Genomic DNA, 25,036 nt, shown 5'->3' with positions numbered 1-25,036 from the left:
CCTGACCGAGCGCACGGCTCCGGCTCCCCGGTTTGGCTCGACAGCCGAGGTCAGGGGCCCGCTACCCACTGGGACGAAGTGGTGCGAAATTAGCTAGACCATCACTTACCGCACTCTCATGGCTCCCGTCAGGTTCTTCGTCAGGAGTCGCAGGTCGTCCGACTCTGTATCGGCGTCGGCGAGCATGTCCAGCGCCTGGTCCAGAAGTTCGGTCGCCATGCCGAGTTGTACCGATTCGAGGTTGTCAGCCAGGCGGGACAAGTAGCCGTTGTTGTCATCGGTGCTGAGGAAGCAGGGCTTGCCGTCGGGCCCCGTCCATGGGAGGAGCCGCAGCTCGTGTGACATCGTCACTCTTCCGTCTCCTTCTCGTCGGTCACGTAGTGAGTGGTGAAGACCGCGTCGGCGCGGTCCCCCGGCAGCACCAGGAGCGCGGCCTCGACCACGCGGCCGGCGGTGTCGGCCATCTGGCGTGTGATGGCGAGGACCGCCAGGGCAGAGCTGATCCGAAGGGTGGATGCCTCCTCCGGCGTCGGGAGTCGGACGCTGACCCTCTCCCGCACTTCAGCCAGCGGCGGGTGGAGCTGCGTCAGTCGCGTCGTCACCCCCTGGTACGGGAGCGGTTCACAGAGCACAGCGGCCGGCGCCAGGTCGCCGGGGACGTAGATGCGGGCCAGGCTGTGCGGTCTCTCGCCCTCGTGACTGAGACAGAGGAACTCGGTCAGCGGGCTACTGGCCGACACCTTCAGCAGGGTCGACAGATGCCCATGGGCCCGGATCCGGGTGGTGTGGACGGTGACGCTCAGAGCGGTGTCAGCGGCGGTCTGTCCGTCGGGGGTTCGGCCTCCTCCGACGTACGTGATTCTGCGGAGCGGACGACGAACGAAGTTCCCCTTGCCGTGGGCCTTCTCGACGAGGCCTTCCACTTGGAGCACGGCGAGAGCGCTTCGGAGCGTTGGCGTGCTGACCCTGTATTGCGCGGCGAGGTGGGACTCAGCGGGAAGGCGTTCGCCGGGCTTGAGCCGACCCGTGGCGATCTGGTCGCGGAGGTCATCGGCGATAGCGTCGCGACGCGAGGGCATGGGATGGATCACCGCCTCGCACTCTCAGGAGCCGCAGGGCGATGAGCCGGGTCCTCATGTGCATGGTCAGCAACTCGCCCGAGTCGAAGACAAGTCGTTTTGCTCCGCCGGGCAGTTGGAAGATGTCGGTCACCCGGCACTGCCGGCCCCCGACGTGGATGACGTCCCCGCGCTGCACGCTGGCCGTGGTGATCTCGACGGGGGAGAGCACCGCGCCGCTGAGTGTTCCTCCCCTCACCGCGCCGCCTCCGTCGATACTTCGCGGTTGACGATCGTGTGGCACGAGCAGTCGCAGGACTCGTAGATCACCGGTACGTCAACTGGTGCGGTGACCGGGGACGACTCCGCGCAGGCGTGGTGCGTACCGATCCGGCAGGAGCTCGACCGGTAGGAGTCGGCTCCCGCCCGTGGGGTGTGGGGCTGTTGGCGAGGCGGCATCAGCGGTCACCCGCCGCAACGAACCAGGGACCGGCGAAGGGAGGGCAGGGCGCGGCCGTCGAGCGGTGCCGCGCGCGTGCCTCGCTGGCCAGCACGTACGGGCGGACGAGCGCGGTCTCCTCGCCCATGAGCACGCCGGTGTGGTGTCGGCCGTGGCTCAGGAACGGCGGTGCGCCATGGGCGAGCACGGGCGATGCGGCCAACGGCCGGGCGGGCGGTGCGGGGCGGCGGTGCCGGCCCTTGTGGAGGTGCCGCGCGCTGATGCGCGAGAGGGTACGGCGGATACGATTGAACACGCTGTTCAGCTCCTATCGCTGATGGTCCGGTCCCCCGACATCGCCCGTCGCGGGGACCGTTTTGCGTACGACCGCCCAGAGAGTGCGGTCGTTCGAACTGGTGGCGAGGAGGCCGAATCGGTCGGCCTCCGCCACCGCTTCCAGGACCTCCCGCCATGACTCGGCGGAGAGGGGTTCCGGCACCTCCGCCTCGATGGCCGTGCAGTCGTCGCGCTCCTCCACACGGGTGGCGAGCCCGACGGCCGATAACCGGGCGGCGATGGCCTCCGCGCTCACCTCTGAAGCGGGCACAGGGCATCCTCCGGTCACCAGCGATCACTTTGGGTGAAGCTAGTTAACTAGATTAGAGCTAGTGGACTAGATTTTCCATATGCCTGAGCAGCCGCCCTATCTCCGCCTCGCCGACGAACTACGACGGCGGATCGCGGAGCACGAGTGGACGCCCGGGGACCGGCTCCCCTCCCGCGCCCAGATCGCCCAGGAGTGCGGCGTGGGCGACAACGTGGTCCGCCGCGCGCAGGAACTGCTGATCTCCCAAGGTGTGTTGGAGGGCCGCGCCGGTTCCGGCACCTACGTCGCCGAGCCCCGAAAGCGCGTCCGGGTGGTCCGCTCGTCGGCACGCGAGCAGCCCGACGGCTCCCCGTTCCGCGCGGACATGAAGGCCGTGGGCAGGCAGGGCGACTGGGAGAGCCGGACCGACGCCAAGGTCCCGGCACCGGCGGAGATCGCGGCGCGTCTCGGCATCGCCGAGGGAGAGCTGTGCGTCCGCACCGCGTACGAGTTCCTGGCCGACGGCAGGCCGGTGCAGGTGTCGACGAGCTGGGAACCGTACGACCTCACCGCCGGCACCCTCGTCGTCCTCCCCGAGGGAGGGCCGCACGCCGGGGCGGGCGTCGTGAACCGCATGGCCGCGATCGGCATCGCCGTCAGCCACGCCGTGGAGCAACCGGAGCCGCGGCAGGCCACCGCCGAGGAGGCGTCGCTCCTGGGCATCCAGAAGGGCTCACTCGTCACGCACATCCGGCGGACCTACTACAGCGACCAGGGGCGGCCCGTGGAGACCGCGGACATCGTGGTGCCCGCCGCTCTCTGCGAGATCGTCTACGAGATTCCGATCAGTCGATAGCCGGTAGTCGGCCGACTTCGGCGCCCGTTGCCCATGCCCGCATGCCGTCGTCCGCGCGTGCCCTCTCCGTGCCCCTTCCGTGCCCGATCGAGCGGGAAACCACGGGGAACACCGGGCAGCCACGGAGTCCGGGCATGCAAACGGCCCCCGACCGACTTGCCAGGTCAGGGGCCGTTTGCACTGCTCTCAGAGCGGAGGCGGTGGGATTTGAACCCACGGTGACATCGCTGCCACGACGGTTTTCAAGACCGTTCCCTTAGGCCGCTCGGGCACACCTCCTCACGCTCGCCGGGTGATCGGCGGCGCGGGGACAAGGGTAACGGGTCGGTGCGGGCGGGGTGGGGTCAGCTGTCGCCGACGCGGGAGCCCAGGGTGAGTTCCGTGGTCTGCTCCTTGCCGCCGCGTTCGTAGGTGAGGGTGACCTTGTCGCCCGGCTTGTGGGTCCAGATCTCGCCGATCAGGGTCGGGCCGGAGTCGATGACGCGGTCGTCGAGCTTGGTGATGACGTCACCGGGCCGCAGGCCGGCCTGGTCGGCGGGGCCGCCGGGGTCGACCGACTCGGAGCCGCCGGCACCCTGATCGGTGATCTTCGCTCCGCCCGTGCCTTCCTCCAGGGAGACCGACGCGCCGATCTTGGCGTACACCGGCTTGCCCGTCTTGATCAGTTCCTGGGCGACGTACTTGGCCTGGTTGATCGGAATGGCGAAGCCCAGGCCGATGGAACCGGACTGGCCGGTGCCGAAGCCGCCGTTGCCGGTGGACTGGATGGCGGAGTTGATGCCGATGACGTTGCCCTGGGCGTCCAACAGCGGTCCACCGGAGTTGCCCGGGTTGATCGAGGCGTCGGTCTGCAGGGCGCTCATGTACGAGGCCTGACTGCCGGTGCCGTCGCTGGAGGCCACCGGGCGGTTCTTCGCGCTGATGATGCCGGTCGTCACCGTGTTGGACAGGCCGAACGGGGCGCCGATGGCGATCGTCGAGTCGCCGACGGCGACCTTGTCGGAGTCGCCCAGCGTGAGGGGCTTCAGGTTCGAGGGGGCGCTCTTCAGCTTGATGACCGCGACGTCGTAGCCCTGGGCGTGACCGACCACCTCGGCGTCGTACTTCTTGCCGTCCGGGAAGGTCGCCGCGACCTTGCCGCCGTCCACGGCATCCGCCACCACGTGGTTGTTGGTGACGATGTGCCCCTGGGTGTCGAACACGAATCCGGTGCCGGTGCCGCCCTCGCCGCTGCGGCTCTCCGCCTCGATGGTGACGGTGCTCGGCAGCGCCTTGGCCGCCACCGCCGCGACCGTGCCCGGGTCGCGCTTGACGTTGCCGCCGCTGGTGGACGACGAGACGGTCGTCGAGCCGTTGCCGTCGTCGTTGTTCTTGGCCAGCGTGTAGCCGAGGCCACCGCCCAGGCCGCCCGCGACCAGCGCGGCCAACAGGACCGTGGCGACCAGGCGGCCACGCCTGCCGCCCTTCTTCGGCGCCGGCTCCTGGTACGAGGAGCCCCATCCGGCCGCGCCATCACCGGCGCCGCCGCCGTCGTACGACGGGGTGCCCGGCGCCGGGGGCGGGGGCCAGGAGGCGTCGGGCGGGGAGGAGGCTCCCGCGGGGGCTCCCACCGGGATTCCCTGCGGAGGGCCGACGGGGGGCTGGTTCTGGGCGCCGTAGCCTCCCTGGCCCGCATGGCCCGCGTGGGCGGCCTGGGCGGCGTGTCCGGCCGGCTCGCCGTATCCGCCGCGGTCGCCACCGTCCCCGTATCCCGGGTACTGCGACGAACCGTGGCCCTGTGCCGTACCGGGCGCGTTCGGCGGTACCGGGGGCAGCGGGGTCGTCGAACTGCCCCCGTCCGGAGCCGGGCGCTCCGGGGGTGCCTGAGCAGCGGGAGCGTCCACCGGCGTGGGCGGTACGGACGGGGCCGGGGGTACCGATGCGCCCTCGCTTGTGCCCTCGTTCTCGGTGCTCACAGCTCTCTCTCCTCGATCCACGGCTGTTGTTCCAGGTCGCACTCGGTCACGCTCATTCACACTCGATCACGCATGTCGACGAGTCCGGCGCGCTTCAGCTGTGCATGTCTCTTTGTACGACGTCAGTTTTTCTCATGGGCCGTCAGGGCACCGTAAGCCGTTCCTGTGGGTGCGAGACCCTTCCTTATATAGGGCATTAATCACTAAGGGTGCACCAATCCCATGCCTCCGATCAGACCTCAGCACCGTCCACGCCATCGACACCCACGCGATCGCACAGGTACCCCCACGCGATGGCACCATGACGCAGTGACCCATGCACGCCAGCACCCGACCCAAGTCGTCGCCCACCGCGGAGCCTCCGAGGACGCCCCCGAGCACACCCTGGCCGCGTACCGCAAGGCGATCGAAGACGGTGCGGACGCGCTCGAATGCGATGTACGCCTGACCGCGGACGGTCATCTCGTCTGCGTTCATGACCGCCGCGTCAACCGTACGTCCAACGGTCGCGGCGCGGTGTCGGCGCTGGAGCTCTCCGATCTGTCCACCCTGGACTTCGGCTCCTGGAAGACCCGTGACCCGCTCGGAGGACGGGGCGAGGAGCCTGACTGGGAGTACGGGCCGGAGGACCGGGAGGCGACCTCCGTCCTCACCCTGGAGCGGCTGCTGGAGCTCGTCGCCGACGCCGACCGCCGGGTGGAGCTGGCGATCGAGACCAAGCACCCCACGCGGTGGGCAGGGCAGGTGGAGGAGCGGCTGCTGCTCCTGCTGAAGAGGTTCGGCCTGGACGCACCCGGCGCCCCCGAGGAGTCCCCGGTACGCGTGATGAGCTTCTCCGCGCGGTCACTGCATCGTGTGCATGCCGCCTCGCCCACCCTGCCGACGGTCCACCTCATGCAGTTCGCCTCGCCCCGCCTGCGCGACGGGCGGCTGCCGGAAGGGGTGCCGATCGCGGGCCCCTCGATCCGGATCGTCCGCAGCCACCCCGCGTACATCGAGCGCCTGAAGCAGTCCGGCCACCAGGTACACGTATGGACCGTGAACGCCTCCCAGGACGTGGACGCCTGTGTCGCTCTCGGGGTCGACGCCATCATCACCAATCGCCCCCGCGCGGTGCTCGACCAGCTCGGCCGCTGAGCGACACAGGGCGGATCGGCCATGCCGTCCGCGCAGGACTCTTGACCACGGACCCCCTCTCACCCCATCCTCACATCTCGGCCACATCGACTAAATCCAGCCACTCGATCACGGAGAGTGCTCCGGCGCATTCGATGCGTGCTCGATTGTTTCGAGTGCTTCACCGCACACGGACTGGCCGGTTTCCGGTTCAGACCCATGGGGCATTCACACCGTGGCGTGGGGCGAAGGAGGTCTCGGGGGTGGCGTTGGTGGTGGCACAGGAGGTGCCCACGTCGTCGAGCATGGCCGTACCCCATGGCCCTGCGGGCGTGGGGAAAGCGAGGCGTCGTATGTGCCTGCAGTTGCGCGACGACGGCGTGGCGGACACGGTCATCGACGATGCCGTACTGATCCTTTCCGAACTGCTGAGCAACGCGTGCAAACACGGCAGACCCTTGGGCGACGCCCCGGCCGGGGACGGCGACGTCCGCGCGGCCTGGCGGGTGGATCCCTGCGGCCGGCTGGTCGTGGAGGTCACGGATGGCGGAGGCCCGACCCGACCGGCACCGGCGACCCCGTCGGTCACCGCGCACGGCGGCCGAGGGCTGAACATCATCACGGCGCTGGCCGACGACTGGGGCGTACGCGACGAGGTACCGGGCGAGGTCACGGTGTGGGCCGTCGTCCATGGCGACGTGCACGACCCGGACGCCGGGCACCGGCGCGACGACTTCGCCGCGCGGGTGACAGCCCCCACGGTGTCCGGAATGTCCGGCCCGGAGTTCGTGGACGCCTTCGACCACCTCGACTGACGACGCACGCGCGCGGCGATCCCCACGACCACTCCGCGCGGTCATCCACCGTCGGCCACGGTCGGCCGCCTCACAGCCGTCTCACGGTCGGCCTCGCACGGACCCGGTCCCGTACGGCTCGCGCGTTGTCCATAGGGTCCCGTCAGCCACGTCGTGAACGACTAGGCTCCGCCCGTACGAGACGAGCCGTAACCGGGAGACACCCACGATGGCCAAGAAGCGCCCTCAGACCAAGGCCAAGCGCCCGCAGCTCACGGACGGAGAGATCCCGGTCGTCGGCGCCCGCGAGCCCTGCCCCTGCGGCAGCGGTCGCCGCTACAAGGCCTGCCACGGCCGCACCGCCGCGCACGCCGCGACCGAACTGGTGCACCGCCCGTTCGAAGGGCTGCCGGGCGAGTGCGACTGGGTGGCGCTGCGCGAACTGGTGCCGGCGGCCACCGTCGAGCTGCCCCTCAAGGACGGCCTGCCCGACGGCGTCCCGTCGGTCACCCTGGCCACCGTGCTGCCAATGGCCTGGCCCGCGCTGCGCCGTGACGACGGCTCGGTCCTCCTCGGCCTGCAGAACGACACGTCGTCCGGCGACATCAGCCGCGACCTCGCCGACACCCTCCAGCGCGCGCTCATCGCCGATCCGGGCACCCCGGTGCAGGCCCGCCGCGCTCCGGCCGACGGGCCCCGGCTGCAGGATCTCCTCGACCCCGAGGGCGCGTTCGAGCCGGTGGTGCACAGCGGCTTCGAGTTCTGGGTCCCCGACCCGGAGAACGCCACCCCGGACGTGACCGCCTCTCTGGAACGGGCCAACGCGGCGGCCATCCCGACCGTCAAGCTCTCGGGCGTGGACTCCGCGTACTGGTGCGAGACACCCGAGAAGAACCATCTGCGGTGGGTCATGCCGCACCCCGAGGAGCAGCTTCTGGACGCCTTGGCACGACTGCACGCGGCGGGCCGCTCCTCCCTCGGTGAGGGGACCCGTCTCGTGGGCTCCTTCCGCGCTCACGGACTCACCGTCCCGGTCTGGGACCTGCCCAGCGGAGTCGGCGCCGAGGACGTGGAGAAGCCGGCGGCCGAGTTCGCCGAGCGCCTCGCCTCGGCCCTGGCCACCGACGCCCCGCTCACCGCCGACGAGCGCCGCGCGCGCGGGGGCCTGACCAACCGTCAGGTCACCCTCAACTGAGGCACGGGCACGCTCCCCGGTCGTGCTGACTGCCCGGTCAGTACGACCGCCCGGCCCGCATGACCGGCTTCATTCACAACTCCCGGTGAAGACAAGCCAGTCGATGACCGGAAAAGCTGAGATCGAATTTGCTAACAGCCGATCTCTTGTTACCGTTCCAGTAGCCCGGTTGCTGGTGCATCCCCCGTCGCCAGCAACCGGGTCTTTGTGTGACCACTCTTCTTCACAGAACGCGGTCGCATGTCGACCACCGTTTCCCCGGCCGGCTGCTCCCGGAACGCAGCACGACAGCGACCCGCGTCCGGCCCGGTTCCCGAACTCCACGTCTGCGTAACCGGCGTGCAGTACCGCTCGAAGCCGCCCCACCGAGGCTCAGGTGGAGGCCGTGGGAACCATGGAGACGGTGAAGCCGCCAGATACCGCGCGGCGACAGGAAGCGCCGGACGCCGCGCGGCTCGGCAGCCGCTACATCTCGGGCGCGCTCACACCCGCACGGGTGAGGGCCTCGACCACGGCGTCCACCACGGCCTCGACATCGGGCACCCAGGGCGAGGCCGAGCCGGGCAGCGGCGCGCGCTCCCAGCGGACATCGCCCAGGCCGGTGGTGGACGGGGGCAGGGCGAGGTAGCCGCCCTCGCCGTGAAAGCGGAGGGAGCCGGGGACGAAGTCCTTGGCGTACAGCAGCTCGCCCAGCTGCTCCAGGGAGTACGGCTTGACCAGGATCGACCAGCGGTCCGCCGAGGCGACGACCGGGCCGAGCCGCATGCCGAGCCGGTCGAGGGCGCCCAGGGCCCGGGCAGCCGGCACGGCGGGCAGGGAGACAGCGCAGGGCGCCCTGCCCCCAGTGGCCAGGATGACGGGCGCCGTGGGCCGATTTCCCCACCACCAGCGCACCATGCGCGCGTCGGTGGTGGCGGCGAGGAGCCCGGGGTCGAAGGGATGGGCGCCCGGCACTGTGCATCCGGGGTTCGGGCAGCCGCAGCGGGACCCGCCCTGCGGGTCCGTCGCCACACCCGGGAGGAGCGGCCACTGCCAGTCCGAGGCGAAGGTCAGGGCCGCTTCGATCAGCTGGGGCCCACTGTCGCCTCGCCGGGACAGGAGCCTGCGTCGCCTTCCGAGGATCTCGCGCATGAGCGCTCGTTCCTTTCCGTTGCACGCCTGGCAACACCGTGGTCCACATCACAACATGAGTCGATCACTGCACTGTGCGTACCTACTGTGCGTACCTGTTGGCGCATCACACCCCTGCACCGGGCAAGGGGAGCCCCTGTGGGCCGAGCAAGGACTGCCTCCGCGGCCGTACCACCCATACTGCGCGTCGATCTGAAGCACGGGGGTGGCGTGGGGGTGGCGAAGTCTGGCGTTTACCGTCGCGCGTGTTTCTCTCCGCCTCCGCCACGGGAGGATGGGGCACGGTCGTCGGTGGTTAAGACGCCCGGGTCCGCCGCCAGGTTCCCGGGTGATTCCCAACCACCCCTGGCCTTCTCCGAGTACGTACCCATCACGACCGCTGTGACGCTCCGTCGAGCGAGCCCAGTCGACCGCAATCAGCCTCCCCCTGAGGCAGTTTCAAGCCAAGTTTCATTTTCGGCAAGAGGGTGGGATCGAGTTCCCTTCGGACTCCCTCCGGACCCACGGACACCAGGAATCCCAGCAGGACAATGCTGGACATCTCCTCACGAGAACGTGTACATGTGGAGACACTGCTGGCGACGCAGGATGACATGGGGGTTTGCGATGCTTTTGAGCAGTCCGTACCGGCAGGAAAGCCGGACGCCATGAACGCCCCGCACCCTCCGAAAGTGGCTGGAATCGATTCAACGGTTCCAGCCCCCGCACACACTGTCGCGTCCGTTGCTACGGGTACCTCCCCGGCCGCCCCGGCAAACCCCCCGAACGCACCGGGCGCGTTTCTGCAGGACCGACTCGCGGGATGGGTCTCCGACCTCACGACCCTCCATGAGCTGACCGAACACCTGGCCCGCACGAGCTCCCTCGACGAGGGGCTCCAGGAATTGCTGCGCGCCGGCGCCGCCCTGGTGGGCGCCCGGCGCGGTCTCGTCGTCCTGGAACCCTCCGACGGTCGCGGCCCGGACACCATGATCGGTCTTGGCCTGGCCCACGCCGATCTCGGCCACATCGAGACGATCCCGCGCAGCGCGGTGCCGTACGGCAGGATCCTCGACGGACTGCCCGGCACCGCCGACGGCATCGCCGTACCCGACCTGCTCGCCGAGAAAGGGCTCGACCCCCGGCACCGCGAGGTCGCCGCCCGGCTCGGCTATGCCGCGAGCTACACGCTGCCCCTCACCCCCGAGGCCGCGTCCGACACGGACACCACGCAGGCAGCGGAGGCGGCACTGCGCCTGGGCGCCGCGGTGTGGCTCTACGACGAACCCGCCGAGCCGTCGGAACGCCAGCGACACCTCATCGGCCTCTACGCCCGGTACGCCGCCGAGCATCTCGCCCGCCTCCTGGAACTCGAGCGCACGCGTACGTCCATGGCCACCCTGTCCGAGGAACTCCTCCCCTCACGCCTGCCCCGGATCCCCGGCGTCCAGCTCGCCGCCCGGCGCCGCACCTCCCCGTACGGCGGCGGCGACTGGTACGACGCGCTGCCGCTGCCGGACGCCGCCCTCGGTCTCGCCGTGGGGTCCGTCACCGGGGCCGGGCCGAGCGCGGTCGCCGCGATGGGGCGGCTGCGGGCGTCCCTGCGCGCGTACGCCGTGATGGAGGGAGAGGACCCGGTCGCCGTCCTGTCCGATCTGGAGCTGCTCCTGAGGCTCACCGAACCGGCCCGGTCGGCCACCGCGCTGTTCGGCTACTGCGAACCCTCGCTGCGCAGGATCACGCTGGCCGGTGCCGGGCACAGTCCGCCGCTGCTGCTCGGCGAGCACCGCACGGAGTTCGTGGAAACGTCGGTCTCGGCCCCCCTGGGCATGCTCGCCTGCTGGGAGGCGCCGAGCCTGGAGGTCCAAGCGGAACCGGGAGAGACAGTTCTGCTCTACACCGACGGGTTGCTGCACCGTACCGGCGACCCCACCGACCGCGCCTTCGCGCGGCTGCACGCGGCTGCCGCCGGGGTGCCCCAGGCGCTGCGGCGCGACCCCGGAGCGATCGCCGACCACATCCTGCGCACCGTGCTGCCCGAGGGTACGGAGACGACGGACTCCACGGAGGACGTCGTCCTGCTGGCCGCGCGGTTCGAGTAACCGCCCCGGGCGGGGCAGAGGAGGCGGTGCCGGACAGGCGGGAAGATGCCGGTTCGCCGTACTGGTTCGCGGCGTCGGTTCGCGACCGGCTCGGTTCCCGGTCCTGTGCCCGTGCGGCGCCCGTTCCTGTGCCCGCTCCCGTCGCCCTCCGCGCACCTTCGGTAACAGGCCCTTCCCCCCAGTGACCGTTTCGTCGGTAACCGTACGATGGAAGAGGTCCCCCGGCCCGGACGAAACCGACACCCTGGGGGAGGTCCAGAGCCTTACCGAGGAGGATGACCGCTGTGGCAGAAGAGCTCCCGACCGCGTTCGACGAGGCCGCCGACAGGCCAGGCCCGGAAGGTCCGGAAGCCGCGGTGGGCCCGGAGACCGGTGAGGAAGAGCCCGTCAAGCAGCGCAAGAACGGCCTCTACCCCGGCGTGTCCGACGAGCTGGCCGAGAACATGAAGAGCGGCTGGGCCGACACCGAACTGCGCGGCCTTGAGCCGATCCCCCAGGCCGCGGAGACCGCCGCCCGCCGCGCCGCACTGTCCGCGCGCTTCCCGGGTGAGCGTCTGGTCGTCCCTGCGGGCAACCTGAAGACGCGGTCCAACGACACCGAGTACGCCTTCCGCGCGTCGGTCGAGTACACCTACCTCACCGGCAACCAGACCGAGGACGGCGTCCTCGTCCTGGAGCCGACGGCCAACGGCCACCAGGAGACGATCTACCTCCTGCCCCGCTCGAACCGCGAGAACGGCGAGTTCTGGCTGGACGGCCAGGGCGAGCTGTGGGTCGGTCGCCGCCACTCCCTCACCGAGGCCGAGAAGCGGTACGGCATCCCCGCCGCCGACGTACGCGAGCTGGCCGGTGCCCTGCGCGAGGCCACCGGCCCGGTGCGCGTCGTGCGGGGGCACGACGCCGGTATCGAGACGGCCCTGACCGACAAGGTCACCGCCGAGCGCGACGAGGAGCTGCGCGTCTTCCTCTCCGAGGCACGGCTGGTCAAGGACGCCTTCGAGATCGGCGAGCTGCAGAAGGCCGTCGACTCCACCGTGCGCGGCTTCGAGGACGTCGTGAAGGTCCTCGACAAGGCCGAGGCCACCAGCGAGCGCTATATCGAGGGCACGTTCTTCCTGCGCGCACGGGTCGAGGGCAACGACGTCGGCTACGGCTCCATCTGCGCCGCCGGCCCGCACGCCACCACCCTGCACTGGGTGCGCAACGACGGCCCGGTCCGCTCCGGCGACCTCCTGCTGCTCGACGCCGGTGTCGAGACGCACACGTACTACACGGCGGATGTCACCCGTACGCTGCCGATCGACGGCACGTACGGCACGCTGCAGAAGAAGATCTACGACGCCGTGTACGACGCCCAGGAGGCCGGTATCGCGGCGGTGAAGCCCGGCGCCAAGTACCGGGACTTCCACGACGCCGCCCAGCGGGTCCTGGCCGAGCGGCTCGTCGAGTGGGGTCTGCTCGAGGGCCCGGTGGAGCGAGTGCTGGAGCTGGGTCTGCAGCGCCGCTGGACACTGCACGGCACCGGCCACATGCTCGGCCTGGACGTCCACGACTGCGCGGTCGCCCGTACCGAGACGTACGTCGACGGCACCCTGGAGCCGGGCATGGTGCTCACGGTCGAACCGGGCCTGTACTTCCAGGCCGACGACCTGACCGTCCCCGAGGAGTACCGGGGCATCGGTGTCCGCATCGAGGACGACATCCTGGTGACCGAGGACGGCAACCGGAACCTTTCCGCCGCGCTGCCCAGGCGGTCGGACGAGGTCGAGGCATGGATGGCGGCCCTCAAGGGCTGATCGCCGATCGAGGGGCTGATGAACCGCTCGATGGGCTGATGCGCGTACTGCGGCCGGCCACCCGCGCGGGGTGCCCGGCCGCACCCTGATCAGATGCACCTGATCAGGTGCACCGTGATCGGGTTCGGTGCGATTCGGTTCGGTGCGATCGGGTGTGCTTCCGCGCGCCCGCGGATTCTCGTTCCTGCGGTGAGGTCACACCGCCATCAGCGGCGCGCCCTTCCGCCATTTGAGAATCTTGTCGAAGCTCACCACGGCGCCGCCCCGATCGGGCTTGTTGCCGATGTGGACGTGGTCGGCGAGCTCCTGGATGAGACAGAGGCCGCGGCCGTGTTCCGCGTCGTACGGCGCGGGGCGGGCCGGCGGGTGGGCGCGGCCGTCGGCCACGGCGGGAAAGCCGGGGCCCGCGTCGGCGACCTCGATACGGCACTTCTCGCCCTCGAGGTAGGCGGTCACCCGATACGCCTCCGAGAATCCTCCCCAGGCGGCGCCCCCGCCGTGCTCGACGGCGTTCGCACAGGCTTCGGTGAGGGCGACGGAGAGGTCGTAGGAGATATCGGGGTCGACGCCCGCGGTCTCCATCGCGCCGAGCAGAAGGCGACGCGCGAGCGGCACGCTCGCGGCATCACGGCGCAGATGGAGTGACCACCAGATGCTCATGCTCCAGCCTCCTGGCCGCGGCTCGACATACCGTTACCTATTGCCCTGCGTACACGCTTGTAAGCGTCCCGCTGACGTGATAACCCCCATATGGCGGGTGCGCCGCGGAGCCGACCGGTGTATGTAGGACACCTCGCCACATAAGCGATCTTCCGGTCGTAGCTCTCCTTGCGGACCTGCCGTACGGCGGCCGGAGGCCCAGTGCGATGATGAGCCCGCCATGACTGCCCCCCATCCGCACACGGTGCGCTCCGGACACGGGCTCCGGATGCTGCGGGCCGCGGTGTTCGCCGCGGTCTGTGTCGTGCTGGCCGGGGCAGGCCATACACTCGCCTCCCGCGCCGCCCTTCCGCTGTGGACGCTCGGCGTCGGATTCCTCGGGGCCTTCGTGGTCGCGGCACCACTCGCCGGACGTGCGCGGTCCCTTCCGGGCATCGCCACCCTGCTGGCGGTCTGCCAGACGGTGCTGCACACCACGTTCGGCCTCGGCCAGCACGGCGCCGCGACCACCGCGAACGCCTCGTCGTCCGAGTCCGTGTCCGCAGCCATGTCCGACGCCTCGCTGATCGAGCGGGCGGCCCGGCTGCTGTGCGGTGCGGGCACGGCGGCCATCAGCCCCGCGCAGGCGCAGCGCGTCCTCATCGACGCCCGGATCCACCCGGACACCGCCGATGCGGAGAGCACGGCCGGCGGCATCCATGGAGGGCATGTTCAGGACGGCGTCCTGACCCTCGCCGCGGACCCCTCGGCCGCGGCCTCGTCGATGCCGCTGCTGCCGTCCCTGCCGATGCTGCTCGTGCACGTCCTCGGGGCGCTCGCCACCGGCTGGCTGCTGCGCCGCGGTGACCTGGCTCTGCTGCGGCTCACCGAACTGTCCGCGCACGGCGTCGCCGAGGGCGCCCTCGTCCGGTCTCTTCGCGCGGCACTCGCCCTGGTGCTCGCCCTGCGCGCGGGTCTCCCGGGGGCTCCGCAGGTGGCCCCGGGCCGGTTGCGCACCGTACCGGCGGTGCCGTCCACGCCCCGTACCACCGCACTCCAGCACACGGTGATCCGCCGGGGTCCGCCCCCGGCCGGTACCGCACTCGCCCTCGCCGCCTGACGCGCCCGGGCCGCCACTCCGCCACCGCCGGACCTCCGGCCGGGAGAGGGTGCGCCCGCGTGCGGCACGGCACGCGCGTGTGCGCCCGCTTTCCCTGCGCGCTTCCCGCGTACTTCTGGCTCGCTCCGCTCGTACTCTCCTCGTACGACAAGCCGTCCGTGGCCCGGTCGCCACCGACGGGCGGAGACGCACGCACCGTACGCACGTCCCTGACCGTCAGTGAAAACCAACTGAAGCGGAGTGCTTCTGCCATGAAGGCTTCTCGTATCGCCGCCGTCGGCGCCGTCGCCGGTGTCGCCGTCCTCACCCTGTCCGCCCCCGCCTTCGCGCACGTCAGCGTGCAGCCCGAGGGCCAGGCGGCCAAGGGCGGTTACGCGGTCGTGAACTTCAAGGTCCCCAACGAGCGCGACGACGCGTCGACGACCAAGCTCGAGGTGACCTTCCCGACCGACCACCCGCTGGCCTCCGTGATGCCACAGCCGATCGACGGCTGGGACGTCAAGGTCACCAAGTCCAAGCTGGACAAGCCGCTGGAGATGCACGGCAAGAAGATCGACGAGGCCGTCAGCAAGGTCACCTGGACCGCCGACGGCGACGGCATCGAACCCGGCTTCTTCCAGAAGTTCCCGGTGTCCGTCGGCACACTGCCCGAGGACGCCGACGAACTGGTCTTCAAGGCGCTGCAGACGTACTCCAACAAGGAGGTCGTCCGCTGGATCGAGGTGCCGCAGGAGGGCCAGGAGGAGCCCGACTTCCCGGCCCCCGTGCTCGCCCTGGCCGAGGCCTCCGCCGACGGTCACTCGCACGGCGCGTCGAACGACAAGGCCGACGACGCCAAGTCCGACGAGAACACCGAGAACGCCTCCGCGGAGACCACCGCGGCGGCCGACTCCGAGGACGCGGGCGGCACGGACACCACCGCCCGGGTCCTGGGCATCATCGGCATCGTGGTCGGTGCCGCGGGTGTCGCCTACGGCGTACTCGCCGGGCGTCGGCGCGCCGACGCCTGAGCCTCCCTCTGTTCAAACGGCGCGCACCGGGGCCGCCCACGGCCCCGTGGAGCCCCGGTGCGCGCCGGAGCACCTACATTCTGGACACCACACCATGCGCAAGAAGACTTTCGTGGCAGCGGCCCTGCTCGCCGTCGCCACCCTGACCCTCTCCGCCTGCGGCAGCGGCGACAGCGGCAAGCCCATCGCCGTGGTCTCCGAGGAGGCCGGCGCGGAGAAGGCCGCCACGGTCCTCGACAAGCCGTTCGAGAAGCCGGACCTCGTCCTCACCGACACCCAGGGCAAGGAGTACGACTTCCGCGCGGAGACCGCCGGCAAGCCCACGCTGGTCTACTTCGGCTACACGCACTGCCCCGACGTCTGCCCGCTGACCATGAACAACCTCGCGGTGGCCAAGAAGCAGCTGCCCCAGGACCAGCAGGACGAGCTGCGGGTCGTGTTCGTCACCACCGACCCCGAGCGGGACACTTCCGCCGCGCTCGGCAAGTGGCTCAAGGGCATCGACTCCCAGGTCGTCGGCCTGACCGGCGACTTCGACACGATCCAGGCCGGCGCCCGCACCCTCGGCATCTCGATCAACGCGCCGCGCAAGGACGACAAGGGCCAGGTCGTCTCCGCCCACGGCACCCAGGTCATCGCCTTCTCCCCGAAGACCGACGGCGGCTATCTCCTCTACGGCGAGGACGCCACCGTCGAGGACTACACCGCGGACCTCCCCATGATCATCAAGGGTGAGAACCCGTGAGACGGCTTGCGGGGAAGCCTCATGCGGTGAGGCGGTCCGAGGCGAAACCTCTCGCGGGGAGGCGGCTCACCGGGAAGCGACCCACCGGGAAGCAGCCCTTTGGGAGGCCGCACGCCTTCGCGGCGGTGGCCGTCGCCGGGGTGCTGACCCTCGCCGGCTGCGGCGGCTCGGACTCGGACAGTTCGGGATCGGGCGGCGAGGCGGACCTGTCCGTCGGCTCCGCGTACATGCCGCAGCCGGTCTCGGACATGGCGGCCGGCTTTCTCGTCATCAGCAACAAGGGCGGCGCGGCCGACCGGCTGACCTCGGTCAGCAGCGACGCCGCCAACCGCGTCACCGTGCACGAGACCGTCGACGGGGCCATGCAGGAGGTCGACGCGCTCGACATCCCGGCCCACGGCAGCCTCGTGCTCGAGAGCGGCGGCAATCATCTGATGTTCGAGCAGCTGACACGGCGGCCGAAGCAGGGTCAGAAGGTTTCCGTCGAGCTGCGTTTCACCCATTCCGACCCCGTCACGGTCGAGATTCCGGTGAAGCCGGCCACCTACACCCCGAAGCACGGACACTGAGGGAGAAACCCCTGTGACCCAGACCATCGCCCCCCGCGTCCGGATCCTGGTGCTGCTGTTCCTGGCCGTCACCGGCGCGCTCCTCGCCGGGGCCGCTCCCGCCTCCGCGCACGCCGCGCTGACCGGCAGCGATCCCCGGCAGGGGACGGTGGTCGACGAGGCCCCCGCCCAGGTCTCGCTCACCTTCTCCGAACCGGTCGCGGTGAGCGACGACGCCCTGCGTGTCCTCGATCCCAAGGGCGAGCGGGTCGACAAGGGCGACCCGGCCGCCGCGAGCGGCACCACATACACCGTGCAGCTGTTCGGCGGGTTGCCCGACGGCACCTACACCGTCACCTACCAGGTGGTGTCCGCGGACAGCCATCCCGTCGCCGGCGCCTTCACCTTCTCCGTCGGGGCCCCCTCGGAGACCTCCGTCGAAGCCTCCGTCCAGGCCTCCGACGACGGGCTGGTCGGCTCGCTGTACGGCACCGGACGGTACCTGTCGTACGCCGGGTTCGTGGTCATGGTCGGCGGGGCCGCCTTCGTGCTCGCCTGCTGGCGGCGCGGCTCCGGGGTACGGGCGGTGCAGCGGCTGGTCGTCTCCGGGTGGCTCGCGCTCACCGCGGCCACCCTCGCACTGCTGCTCCTGCGCGGTTCCTACACGAGCTCCGGGAAGGTCGGCGACATCTTCGACCTGACGCTGCTCAGCGAGGTGCTGCAGACCAAGACCGGCGCGGCGCTCGTGTCACGGCTGCTGCTGCTCGCCGCGGCGGCGCTGTTCATCGCGGTGCTCTTCGGCGCCGCCCAGTATCAGCGGAACGACGAGGAGAAGCGGGACCTGTCCTTCGGGCTCGCCATCGGAGGAACGGTCGTGGCGGCCGGGCTCGCCGCGAGCTGGGCCATGTCCGAGCACGCCTCCCAGGGACTCCAGCCGGGCATCGCGATGCCGGTCGACGTCGTCCACCTGCTGGCCGTCGCCGCCTGGCTCGGCGGGCTCACCGCCCTGCTCGTCGCGCTCTACCGCGCACCCGCCGACACCGCGGTCGACACGGCCGCCGTCCAGCGGTTCTCGCGGCTCGCGTTCGGCAGTGTGGTCGCGCTGGTCGTCACCGGGATCTACCAGAGCTGGCGGCAGCTCGGCTCCTGGTCGGCGTTCACCGACACCCGGTACGGGCAGTTGCTGCTCGGCAAGATCGGGCTCGTAGTGGTCATGGTCGGGATCGCGTACGCCTCCCGGAGGTGGACGGCCCGACTGGCGGAGCCCGGTGCGCCGGTGACGCTCCGGGAGGAGCAGGAGGAAACCGTGGCGGCGGCGTCGGCCGCCAGGGGTGGGACAGGACAGGAAGGTGCCGGGGCCACCGGTACCGGGAAGGCCAAGGCCGGTACGGAGAAGGCCGCGGCCGCCTCCGCAGCCTCGGCCGACACCGACACCGACACCGACACCGACACCGAACGGGAGAGGCCCGCGGCCGACACGCGGCCTGCCGAGGTCCGATCGGAGAAGTCGGGGGCCGGGGCGAAGGCCGGCGGGGACTCCGCGCGGGCCGCGCAGCTCGCCCGGCAGCGGGCCGCCGTGGCGACCGCCCGGCAGAAGCGACTGCGGGACTCCGACCCGAACCGCTTCGGGCTGCGTCGCTCCGTGCTCGCCGAGGCCGGTATCGCCGTCGTCCTGCTCGCGATCACCACCGTGCTGACACAGACCGAACCGGGGCGTACGGAGCAGGAGGCCGAGACGGCCGCCCCGTCGTCCTCGGCCCCGTCGTCGCCCTCGTCCTCGTCCACCCAGGGAACCGGCGCGGTGACCCTGAACATGCCGTTCGACACCGGCGGCAAGGACAGCAAGGGCGTCGTCACCATCGACCTGGACCCCGCGCGCGTGGGTGGCAACGACATGCACGTCTATGCGGAGCGGACCGACGGCAAGGCCTTCGACGTCCCCGAGATCAAGATCGCCCTCACCCTTTCCGTGAAGGACATCGGGCCGCTGCCCGTCGTCCCCGACCGCATCGCCACCGGACACTGGACGGCGAGCGGAGTGCAGATCCCCATGGCGGGCGACTGGACCGTCGAGGTGACCGTGCGGACCTCCGACATCGATCAGGTGACCGTCTCCAAGAACGCACAGATCGGCTGAACCACCATGGCTGACCAGTCCATTTCGGAGGCCCGCACCCCCGCGGCGCCGGAACCCCGGGAAGGCGCCGCCGCACCCACCGACCGGGAAGGCATCTCCCGGCGCCGTCTGCTCGGCACCGCCGGGGCCACCGGGCTCGTGCTCGGTGCTGCGGGCGGTGCCGTGGGCTACGCCGCCGCACCGGCCGAAGCCACCCCGCTGTCCTCCGTGGGTGAGGGCCGGGCAATGTTTCACGGGAAGCATCAGCCCGGTATCACCGAAGGGCTTCCGGCCCGCGGTCATCTCATCGCGTTCGACCTCGCGCCGGGCGCCGGGCGCAAGGAGGCGGCTGCCCTGCTGCGCCGCTGGTCGGACACGGCTCGGCGGCTCATGGCAGGCGAGCCGAGCGCCGACGGCGACACCGGTGTGGCACAGGACGCCGGCCCCTCCTCCCTGACCCTCACCTTCGGCTTCGGCCACAGCTTCTTCGCCCGCACCGGACTGGAGAAGCAGCGTCCGGCGGCTCTGGACCCGCTGCCCGACTTCTCCTCGGATCACCTCGACAAGGCCCGCAGCGACGGCGACCTGTGGGTACAGATCGGCGCCCATGACGCCCTGGTCGCCTTCCACGCACTGCGCGCCGTGCAGAAAGACGCCGGTTCGGCGGCCAGGGTGCGCTGGCAGATGAACGGGTTCAACCGCTCACCCGGCACCACCACCCGCCCGATGACCGCCCGCAACCTGATGGGCCAGATAGACGGCACACGTAACCCCAAGTCGTCCGAATCCGACTTCGACCAGCGGATCTTCGTACCGGCGAACGGCGCCCCCGCCTGGATGGCGAACGGCTCCTACGTGGTCGTACGCCGTATCCGCATGCTGCTCGACGATTGGGAGAAGCTCGCGGTCAAGGAGCAGGAGGCCGTGGTCGGCCGCCGCAAGTCCGACGGGGCACCGTTGTCCGGAGGCACCGAGACCTCCGAGATGGACCTGGAGAAGACGGACTCCGCGGGCAATCTGGTGGTCCCCATCAACGCCCACGCCCGGATCACCCGCCCCGACCAGAACGGTGGCGCGGCGATGCTCCGGCGCCCGCTCTCGTACCACGACGGCATCGACCCGGACGGCGTGCCCGACGCGGGTCTGCTGTTCGTCTGTTGGCAGGCCGACCCGCTGCGCGGCTTCGTGCCGGTGCAGCGCAAACTCGACCGGGGCGACGCGCTGACGCCGTTCCTCCGGCACGAGGCGAGCGGACTGTACGCGGTGCCGGGCGGCGCGGCGGAGAACGAGTATGTGGGGCAGCGGTTGCTGGAGGGATGAGGCGGCCCCGCCTCACTCGCATGCCACTCGCACATCACTCCCGGGAGGACATCCGGGGATGCCCTCGGCGTGGGCCCACTAGGGTGAGGTCATGCCAGCGAGCTATGCGTATCTCGGCCCCGAGGGCACCTTCACCGAAGTCGCCCTGCGCACTCTCCCGGAGGCGGCCACCCGGGAGCTGATCCCGTACGTGTCCGTACAGTCCGCGCTCGACGCGGTACGCGCCGGGGAGACCGAGGCCGCGTTCGTCCCCATCGAGAACTCCGTCGAGGGCGGCATCACCACCACCCTCGACGAACTGGTCGCGGGCACCCCGCTGACGATCTACCGCGAGGTGCTGCTGTCGATCACCTTCGCGCTGCTCGTCCGCCCCGGCACCAGACTGTCGGAGATCAAGACCGTCACCGCCCACCCCGCCGCCCAGCCACAGGTCCGCAACTGGCTGAAGAAACACCTCCCGGACGTCGTCTGGGAATCGGCCGCCTCCAACGCGGACGGGGCCCGGCTGGTGCAGGAGGGCCGGTACGACGCGGCCTTCGCCGGCGAGTTCGCGGCGGCCCGGTACGGGCTGGAGGCCCTGGAGACCGGGATCCACGACGCGGAGAACGCCCAGACCCGCTTCGTCCTGGTCGGACGGCCCGCACGCCCCGCCGCACCCACCGGGGCGGACAAGACGTCCATCGTGGTGTGGCAGCGCGACGACCACCCCGGCGGCCTGCGCGATCTGCTGGGCGAGTTCGCCACGCGCGGCGTCAACCTGATGCTGCTCCAGTCCCGGCCCACCGGTGCCGGTATCGGCAATTACTGCTTCTGCATCGACGCCGAGGGCCATATCTCGGACCGCAGGGTGGCCGAGACGCTGATGGGTCTCAAGCGGGTCTGCCTTCAGGTGCGCTTCCTCGGTTCGTACCCGCGTGCGGATGCGGGGCCGGCTGAGGTACGGAAGCCGCGGCCCGGAACCTCGGACGACGAATTCGCGTCCGCGGCGGACTGGGTGGCGCGCTGCCAGGACGGCCGGTTCTGAAATCCTCGGCCCCATTAGTCCTATTTTCTGATTTTCGTTATCCACAGAAGTTATCCACAGGCCAACTTCTCGATCCGGGGACAAGTCGACAGCGTTGTGCCGTTCCGTCGACAAATCCCCCTGCGATCCATGATCGCGTTCACTCGCCCGGCGGACACCCTTCGTTCACCCTTTTCCTTTCGTCAACCCTTCGGGGTGACCGCTTTCCGCCTGAAAGTGGAGGTAGGGGAGAGTTCGTGACGGGAATCCTCGCCTCCGGTCGCACGTTCCGGAATGCCTCATTCCGAAATCCACAGACTTTCTTCACACCCTGTGGATAACTTTCCACACCCTGTGGACACCTGTGGACAACCGGACCTCGAATCCCTTTTCCGCAAGGGATTCGAGTTCACGGGCAGCACGCGAACCGGCCCTTCCCAGGGAGTGGGCCACTCTCCTCGGCCCCGATCGACGCCAAACGGACCCTCGGGACGCCCCATGGCGACTTCTGCTCAACCTCTGTGGACACATTGCACAATTCACCCATAACGGGGTGTGAGTGGCTCCGGTGGAATAGTGAGTCGTGGGGCGTCACCACGCACCGGTAGCCTTGACCGCGTGATTGACCTTCGCCTGCTCCGTGAGGACCCCGACCGTGTGCGCGCTTCGCAGCGCGCCCGTGGAGAGGATGTCGCGCTCGTCGACTCCCTCCTGTCCGCCGACGAACGGCGCAGGTCGTCCGGCGTCCGCTTCGACGAGCTGCGCGCCGAACAGAAAGCGCTCGGCAAGCTCATCCCCAAGGCGACCGGCGACGAGAAGGCCGAGCTGCTGAAGAGGGCCGGCACCCTCGCGGCCGACGTCAAGGCGGCCGACGCGGAGCGGGACGCGGCAGCGGCCGAGACACAGGAGCTTCTGGGCAGGCTGAGCAACCTCGTCCACCCCGACGTCCCCGTCGGCGGCGAGGAGGACTTCGTCACGCTGGAGACGCACGGCACCGCCCGCGACTTCGACGCCGAGGGCTTCGAGCCCAAGGACCACCTGGAGCTCGGCCAGATCCTCGGCGCCATCGACGTCGAGCGCGGCGCCAAGGTCTCCGGGTCGCGCTTCTACTTCCTGACCGGCGTCGGCGCCCTGCTCGAGCTGGCTCTGGTGAACGCCGCGATCGCCCAGGCCACCGAGGCCGGCTTCACCCCGATGCTGACCCCGGCCCTGGTCCGGCCCCAGTCCATGGCGGGCACCGGCTTCCTCGGCCAGGCGGCCCAGGACGTCTACCACCTCGAGAAGGACGACCTCTACCTGGTCGGCACGTCCGAGGTGCCGCTCGCCGCGTACCACATGGACGAGATCATCGACGCCGACCGGCTGCCGCTCCGCTACGCGGGCTTCTCGCCCTGCTTCCGGCGCGAGGCCGGCTCGCACGGCAAGGACACCCGCGGCATCTTCCGCGTACACCAGTTCGACAAGGTCGAGATGTTCTCCTACGTCACTCCGGAGGAGTCGCAGGAGGAGCACCAGCGGCTGCTGGAATGGGAGAAGCAGTGGCTGACGTCGCTGGAGCTGCCGTTCCGCGTGATCGACGTCGCCTCGGGCGACCTGGGGTCCTCCGCCGCGCGGAAGTACGACTGCGAGGCGTGGATCCCGACCCAGGGCAAGTACCGCGAGCTGACCTCGACCTCGGACTGCACCGAATACCAGTCCCGCCGGCTCCAGATCCGCGTCAGGGACGGCAAGCAGGTGCGCCCGCTCGCCACGCTCAACGGCACCCTGTGCGCCGTGCCGCGCACGATCGTGGCCATCCTGGAGAACCACCAGCAGGCCGACGGCTCGGTGCGGGTCCCCGAGGTGCTGCGTCCGTACCTGGGCGGCCGGGAGCTCCTGGAACCGGTTGCCAGGTGAGCACGCCGTTCCCGTACCAACTCATCGCCACCGACCTCGACGGCACGCTGCTGCGTGACGACCACTCGGTCTCCCGCCGCACCCGGGACGCGCTCGCCGCGGCCACCGCGGCGGGCGCCGCCCACATCGTCGTCACCGGCCGCGCGGTCCCCTGGACCCGGCCCATCCTCGACGACCTCGGCTACCAGGGCCTCGCCGTCTGCGGCCAGGGCGCCCAGGTGTACGACGCCGGAGCGCACAAGCTGCTCACGTCGGTGACGCTGGACCGGCAGCTGGCCGGGGTGGCACTGGCCAAGATCGAGGCGGAGGTCGGCCCGCTGCACCTGGCCGCGAGCCGCGACGGTCTGGACGGCGAGGTGCTGGTCGGCCCCGGCTACGAGGTGACGGGCAGACTGCCCTCGACGCCGCTCACGGACGCGTCGGATCTGTGGTCGGCGCCCCTGAACAAGCTGTACATACAGCACCCGACCCTCACCGACGACGAGCTCGCCGGGGTGGCCACTCTCACCGCGGGCGGTTTCGTCACCGTCGTCATGGCGGGCGAGGGCATCGTCGAACTGCTTCCCCTCGGCCTGTCCAAGGCCACCGGGCTGTCCCTGGCCGCTCGTCGGCTCGGGGCGAAGGCCGCGGGGACGATCGCCTTCGGCGACATGCCCAACGACATCCCGATGTTCGCCTGGGCCGCGCACAGCGTCGCCATGGCCAACGCCCACCAGGAACTGCGGGCGGTGGCCGACGAGGTGACGTCCTCCAATGAGGAGGACGGGATCGCGGTGGTGCTGGAGCGGTTGCTGGGCTGAGGACGTGACGCCCCCACTGAGCCGTTCAGGAACTGGAGGGCTCAGTGGGCGGGTTCAACGTCTTGCGGAGGATGCACGAATCGAACGTGCGCGGGCTTTCGCCCGACCGCGGCTTAGCAAGCCGGTGCCTTACCTCTCGGCCAATCCTCCGGGTGGGCGGCCCACGCGGCTGATGCGCGTGCTCGAAGCGGCCGCCCCGGGCAGCTCCCCGTGGGGCGGACTCGGCGAAGGAGCAGGAACTACTCCGGAGCCCGCCGTCGGCTGCCCTGGCAGGAGCTGGACGTACTGCCGTGCATGGACATCGTCCCGCTCCTCTCCCGGATCACGACACCGGACGTTCCCGGCTATGCGGACACCACCACTCTGCCCGCCGGGCGAGCTGGGTGCCACTCATTTAGGGTCTGCCGTCTGGATCATGCCAAGGACGCGGGGCGAGGGCCACGAGGGCCCTGCCGTCCTCGTCGTCACCGGGACGGCCGGCCGCCCACCATCGGCCGCCCTGCCGCGCTCACTCCCGGCGGCGGCGCCACCCGCGTCGGCATGCCTTGCGGAAGAACCGGGCCCGCCGGCGGCTCGTCGGAGCGCCAGGGCTGCGGCTCCGGCTCCTCGTGCCGCCGGCGTTCGGTCAGCATGCGGGTGCGGGCGGACGGCTCGGCGGTCTCCGCAGCACGGATGAAGGCATCGTCCAGGACCACGTCGTCCGGGACGGTGGAGCCGCTGTCCGCAGCCTCGGTCTCGGCCTCGGCGTCCCGGTCACGGGTCCGGTGGTCCGGCCCGTGGTCCGGCCGGTAGTCCGCGGCCCGTGGTCCGGCTCGTGACCGGGTGGGTCGTC

Annotated in this window: 24 protein-coding genes and 2 tRNA genes; 15 read left to right on the top strand and 11 right to left on the bottom strand. The window is 70.5% G+C overall.

What is annotated here, in order from left to right:
- Nucleotides 1-105 precede the first annotated feature (105 nt).
- The 5 genes from ACFP2V_RS26425 to ACFP2V_RS26405 all read right to left on the bottom strand — a co-directional run bounded on the left by ACFP2V_RS26425 (nt 106) and on the right by ACFP2V_RS26405 (nt 2,104).
- Nucleotides 106-351, bottom strand: coding sequence for a hypothetical protein (locus tag ACFP2V_RS26425; protein WP_381217479.1), 246 nt, complete (start codon nt 349-351; stop codon nt 106-108).
- Nucleotides 348-1,079, bottom strand: a complete 732-nt coding sequence (locus ACFP2V_RS26420) for a GntR family transcriptional regulator (RefSeq protein WP_381217476.1) — start codon at nt 1,077-1,079, stop codon at nt 348-350. Before ACFP2V_RS26420 ends, ACFP2V_RS26425 begins: the two co-directional genes overlap by 4 nt.
- Complete coding sequence (locus tag ACFP2V_RS26415; protein ID WP_381217474.1) at nt 1,048-1,317, bottom strand: hypothetical protein; 270 nt, start codon at nt 1,315-1,317, stop codon at nt 1,048-1,050. Before ACFP2V_RS26415 ends, ACFP2V_RS26420 begins: the two co-directional genes overlap by 32 nt.
- A 199-nt stretch (nt 1,318-1,516) precedes the next feature.
- Nucleotides 1,517-1,813 (bottom strand): hypothetical protein, encoded by a 297-nt coding sequence (locus tag ACFP2V_RS26410; RefSeq protein ID WP_381217471.1) that lies wholly within the window; start codon nt 1,811-1,813, stop codon nt 1,517-1,519.
- Between the two features lie 12 nt (nt 1,814-1,825).
- Nucleotides 1,826-2,104, bottom strand: a complete 279-nt coding sequence (locus ACFP2V_RS26405) for a hypothetical protein (RefSeq protein WP_381217468.1) — start codon at nt 2,102-2,104, stop codon at nt 1,826-1,828.
- Between the two features lie 79 nt (nt 2,105-2,183).
- On the opposite strand from ACFP2V_RS26405, the gene ACFP2V_RS26400 reads away from it, so the two are divergent.
- Complete coding sequence (locus ACFP2V_RS26400) at nt 2,184-2,939, top strand: GntR family transcriptional regulator (RefSeq protein WP_381217466.1); 756 nt, start codon at nt 2,184-2,186, stop codon at nt 2,937-2,939.
- Between the two features lie 192 nt (nt 2,940-3,131).
- Here ACFP2V_RS26400 and ACFP2V_RS26395 read toward each other — a convergent pair.
- Together ACFP2V_RS26395 and ACFP2V_RS26390 are read right to left on the bottom strand one after the other, a co-directional pair.
- A tRNA-Ser gene (locus tag ACFP2V_RS26395) sits at nt 3,132-3,218 on the bottom strand.
- Between the two features lie 65 nt (nt 3,219-3,283).
- Entirely contained in the window at nt 3,284-4,894 is a 1,611-nt protein-coding gene (locus tag ACFP2V_RS26390) for a S1C family serine protease (RefSeq protein WP_381217462.1), read from the bottom strand.
- 309 nt (nt 4,895-5,203) lie between these two features.
- Here ACFP2V_RS26390 and ACFP2V_RS26385 point away from each other — a divergent pair, with 309 nt between their 5' ends.
- The 3 genes from ACFP2V_RS26385 (at nt 5,204) to ACFP2V_RS26375 (ending at nt 7,999) form a co-directional block, all read left to right on the top strand.
- Nucleotides 5,204-6,031, top strand: a complete 828-nt coding sequence (locus ACFP2V_RS26385) for a glycerophosphodiester phosphodiesterase (protein WP_381217459.1) — start codon at nt 5,204-5,206, stop codon at nt 6,029-6,031.
- Nucleotides 6,032-6,273: 242 nt separating this feature from the next.
- On the top strand, nt 6,274-6,825 hold the full coding sequence (locus tag ACFP2V_RS26380) for an ATP-binding protein (RefSeq protein ID WP_381217456.1): 552 nt from the start codon (nt 6,274-6,276) through the stop codon (nt 6,823-6,825).
- Between the two features lie 208 nt (nt 6,826-7,033).
- Nucleotides 7,034-7,999 (top strand): DUF5926 family protein, encoded by a 966-nt coding sequence (locus tag ACFP2V_RS26375; RefSeq protein WP_381217453.1) that lies wholly within the window; start codon nt 7,034-7,036, stop codon nt 7,997-7,999.
- Between the two features lie 465 nt (nt 8,000-8,464).
- Here the strand turns inward: ACFP2V_RS26375 and ACFP2V_RS26370 are convergent, their stop codons facing one another.
- Nucleotides 8,465-9,130, bottom strand: a complete 666-nt coding sequence (locus tag ACFP2V_RS26370; RefSeq protein WP_381217450.1) for a bifunctional DNA primase/polymerase — start codon at nt 9,128-9,130, stop codon at nt 8,465-8,467.
- Nucleotides 9,131-9,660: 530 nt separating this feature from the next.
- On the opposite strand from ACFP2V_RS26370, the gene ACFP2V_RS26365 reads away from it, so the two are divergent.
- Entirely contained in the window at nt 9,661-11,211 is a 1,551-nt protein-coding gene (locus tag ACFP2V_RS26365) for a PP2C family protein-serine/threonine phosphatase (RefSeq protein WP_381217447.1), read from the top strand.
- 275 nt (nt 11,212-11,486) lie between these two features.
- Nucleotides 11,487-13,007 carry an aminopeptidase P family protein gene (locus ACFP2V_RS26360; RefSeq protein WP_381217444.1) on the top strand — a complete coding sequence of 507 codons (1,521 nt, stop codon included), beginning with the start codon at nt 11,487-11,489 and terminating at the stop codon, nt 13,005-13,007.
- Nucleotides 13,008-13,202: 195 nt separating this feature from the next.
- On the opposite strand, the gene ACFP2V_RS26355 is transcribed toward ACFP2V_RS26360, so the two are convergent.
- A complete protein-coding gene (locus ACFP2V_RS26355; protein WP_381217442.1) occupies nt 13,203-13,667 on the bottom strand; it encodes an ATP-binding protein in 465 nt (154 codons plus the stop codon).
- Between the two features lie 220 nt (nt 13,668-13,887).
- Here ACFP2V_RS26355 and ACFP2V_RS26350 point away from each other — a divergent pair, with 220 nt between their 5' ends.
- The 9 genes from ACFP2V_RS26350 (at nt 13,888) to ACFP2V_RS26310 (ending at nt 24,204) form a co-directional block, all read left to right on the top strand.
- Entirely contained in the window at nt 13,888-14,766 is an 879-nt protein-coding gene (locus ACFP2V_RS26350) for a hypothetical protein (protein ID WP_381217439.1), read from the top strand.
- Nucleotides 14,767-15,017: 251 nt separating this feature from the next.
- On the top strand, nt 15,018-15,776 hold the full coding sequence (locus ACFP2V_RS26345; protein ID WP_381217436.1) for a YcnI family copper-binding membrane protein: 759 nt from the start codon (nt 15,018-15,020) through the stop codon (nt 15,774-15,776).
- Between the two features lie 94 nt (nt 15,777-15,870).
- Nucleotides 15,871-16,521 carry an SCO family protein gene (locus ACFP2V_RS26340; RefSeq protein WP_381217433.1) on the top strand — a complete coding sequence of 217 codons (651 nt, stop codon included), beginning with the start codon at nt 15,871-15,873 and terminating at the stop codon, nt 16,519-16,521.
- A gap of 125 nt (nt 16,522-16,646) precedes the next feature.
- The gene (locus tag ACFP2V_RS26335; RefSeq protein ID WP_381217496.1) at nt 16,647-17,090 is read left to right on the top strand and encodes a copper chaperone PCu(A)C; all 444 of its coding nucleotides are present in this window, start codon (nt 16,647-16,649) and stop codon (nt 17,088-17,090) included.
- A 13-nt stretch (nt 17,091-17,103) separates the two neighbouring features.
- Nucleotides 17,104-19,206 carry a copper resistance CopC/CopD family protein gene (locus tag ACFP2V_RS26330; RefSeq protein WP_381217430.1) on the top strand — a complete coding sequence of 701 codons (2,103 nt, stop codon included), beginning with the start codon at nt 17,104-17,106 and terminating at the stop codon, nt 19,204-19,206.
- Between the two features lie 6 nt (nt 19,207-19,212).
- Nucleotides 19,213-20,505 carry an iron uptake transporter deferrochelatase/peroxidase subunit gene (gene efeB / locus ACFP2V_RS26325; RefSeq protein WP_381217427.1) on the top strand — a complete coding sequence of 431 codons (1,293 nt, stop codon included), beginning with the start codon at nt 19,213-19,215 and terminating at the stop codon, nt 20,503-20,505.
- Between the two features lie 91 nt (nt 20,506-20,596).
- Nucleotides 20,597-21,529, top strand: coding sequence for a prephenate dehydratase (gene pheA / locus ACFP2V_RS26320; RefSeq protein WP_381217424.1), 933 nt, complete (start codon nt 20,597-20,599; stop codon nt 21,527-21,529).
- 597 nt (nt 21,530-22,126) lie between these two features.
- Nucleotides 22,127-23,404 (top strand): serine--tRNA ligase, encoded by a 1,278-nt coding sequence (serS, locus tag ACFP2V_RS26315; RefSeq protein ID WP_381217421.1) that lies wholly within the window; start codon nt 22,127-22,129, stop codon nt 23,402-23,404.
- Entirely contained in the window at nt 23,401-24,204 is an 804-nt protein-coding gene (locus ACFP2V_RS26310; RefSeq protein WP_381217418.1) for an HAD family hydrolase, read from the top strand. Before serS ends, ACFP2V_RS26310 begins: the two co-directional genes overlap by 4 nt.
- A 65-nt stretch (nt 24,205-24,269) precedes the next feature.
- Here ACFP2V_RS26310 and ACFP2V_RS26305 read toward each other — a convergent pair.
- Nucleotides 24,270-24,354 (bottom strand) — tRNA-Ser (locus tag ACFP2V_RS26305).
- A gap of 314 nt (nt 24,355-24,668) precedes the next feature.
- Nucleotides 24,669-24,899, bottom strand: a complete 231-nt coding sequence (locus ACFP2V_RS26300) for an SGM_3592 family protein (protein ID WP_381217415.1) — start codon at nt 24,897-24,899, stop codon at nt 24,669-24,671.
- Nucleotides 24,900-25,036 lie beyond the last annotated feature (137 nt).

The sequence above is a fragment of the Streptomyces incanus genome (assembly GCF_042656345.1).
GTDB classification, from domain to species: domain Bacteria; phylum Actinomycetota; class Actinomycetes; order Streptomycetales; family Streptomycetaceae; genus Streptomyces; species Streptomyces incanus.
This window is presented reverse-complemented; position numbering and strand designations above follow the sequence as displayed.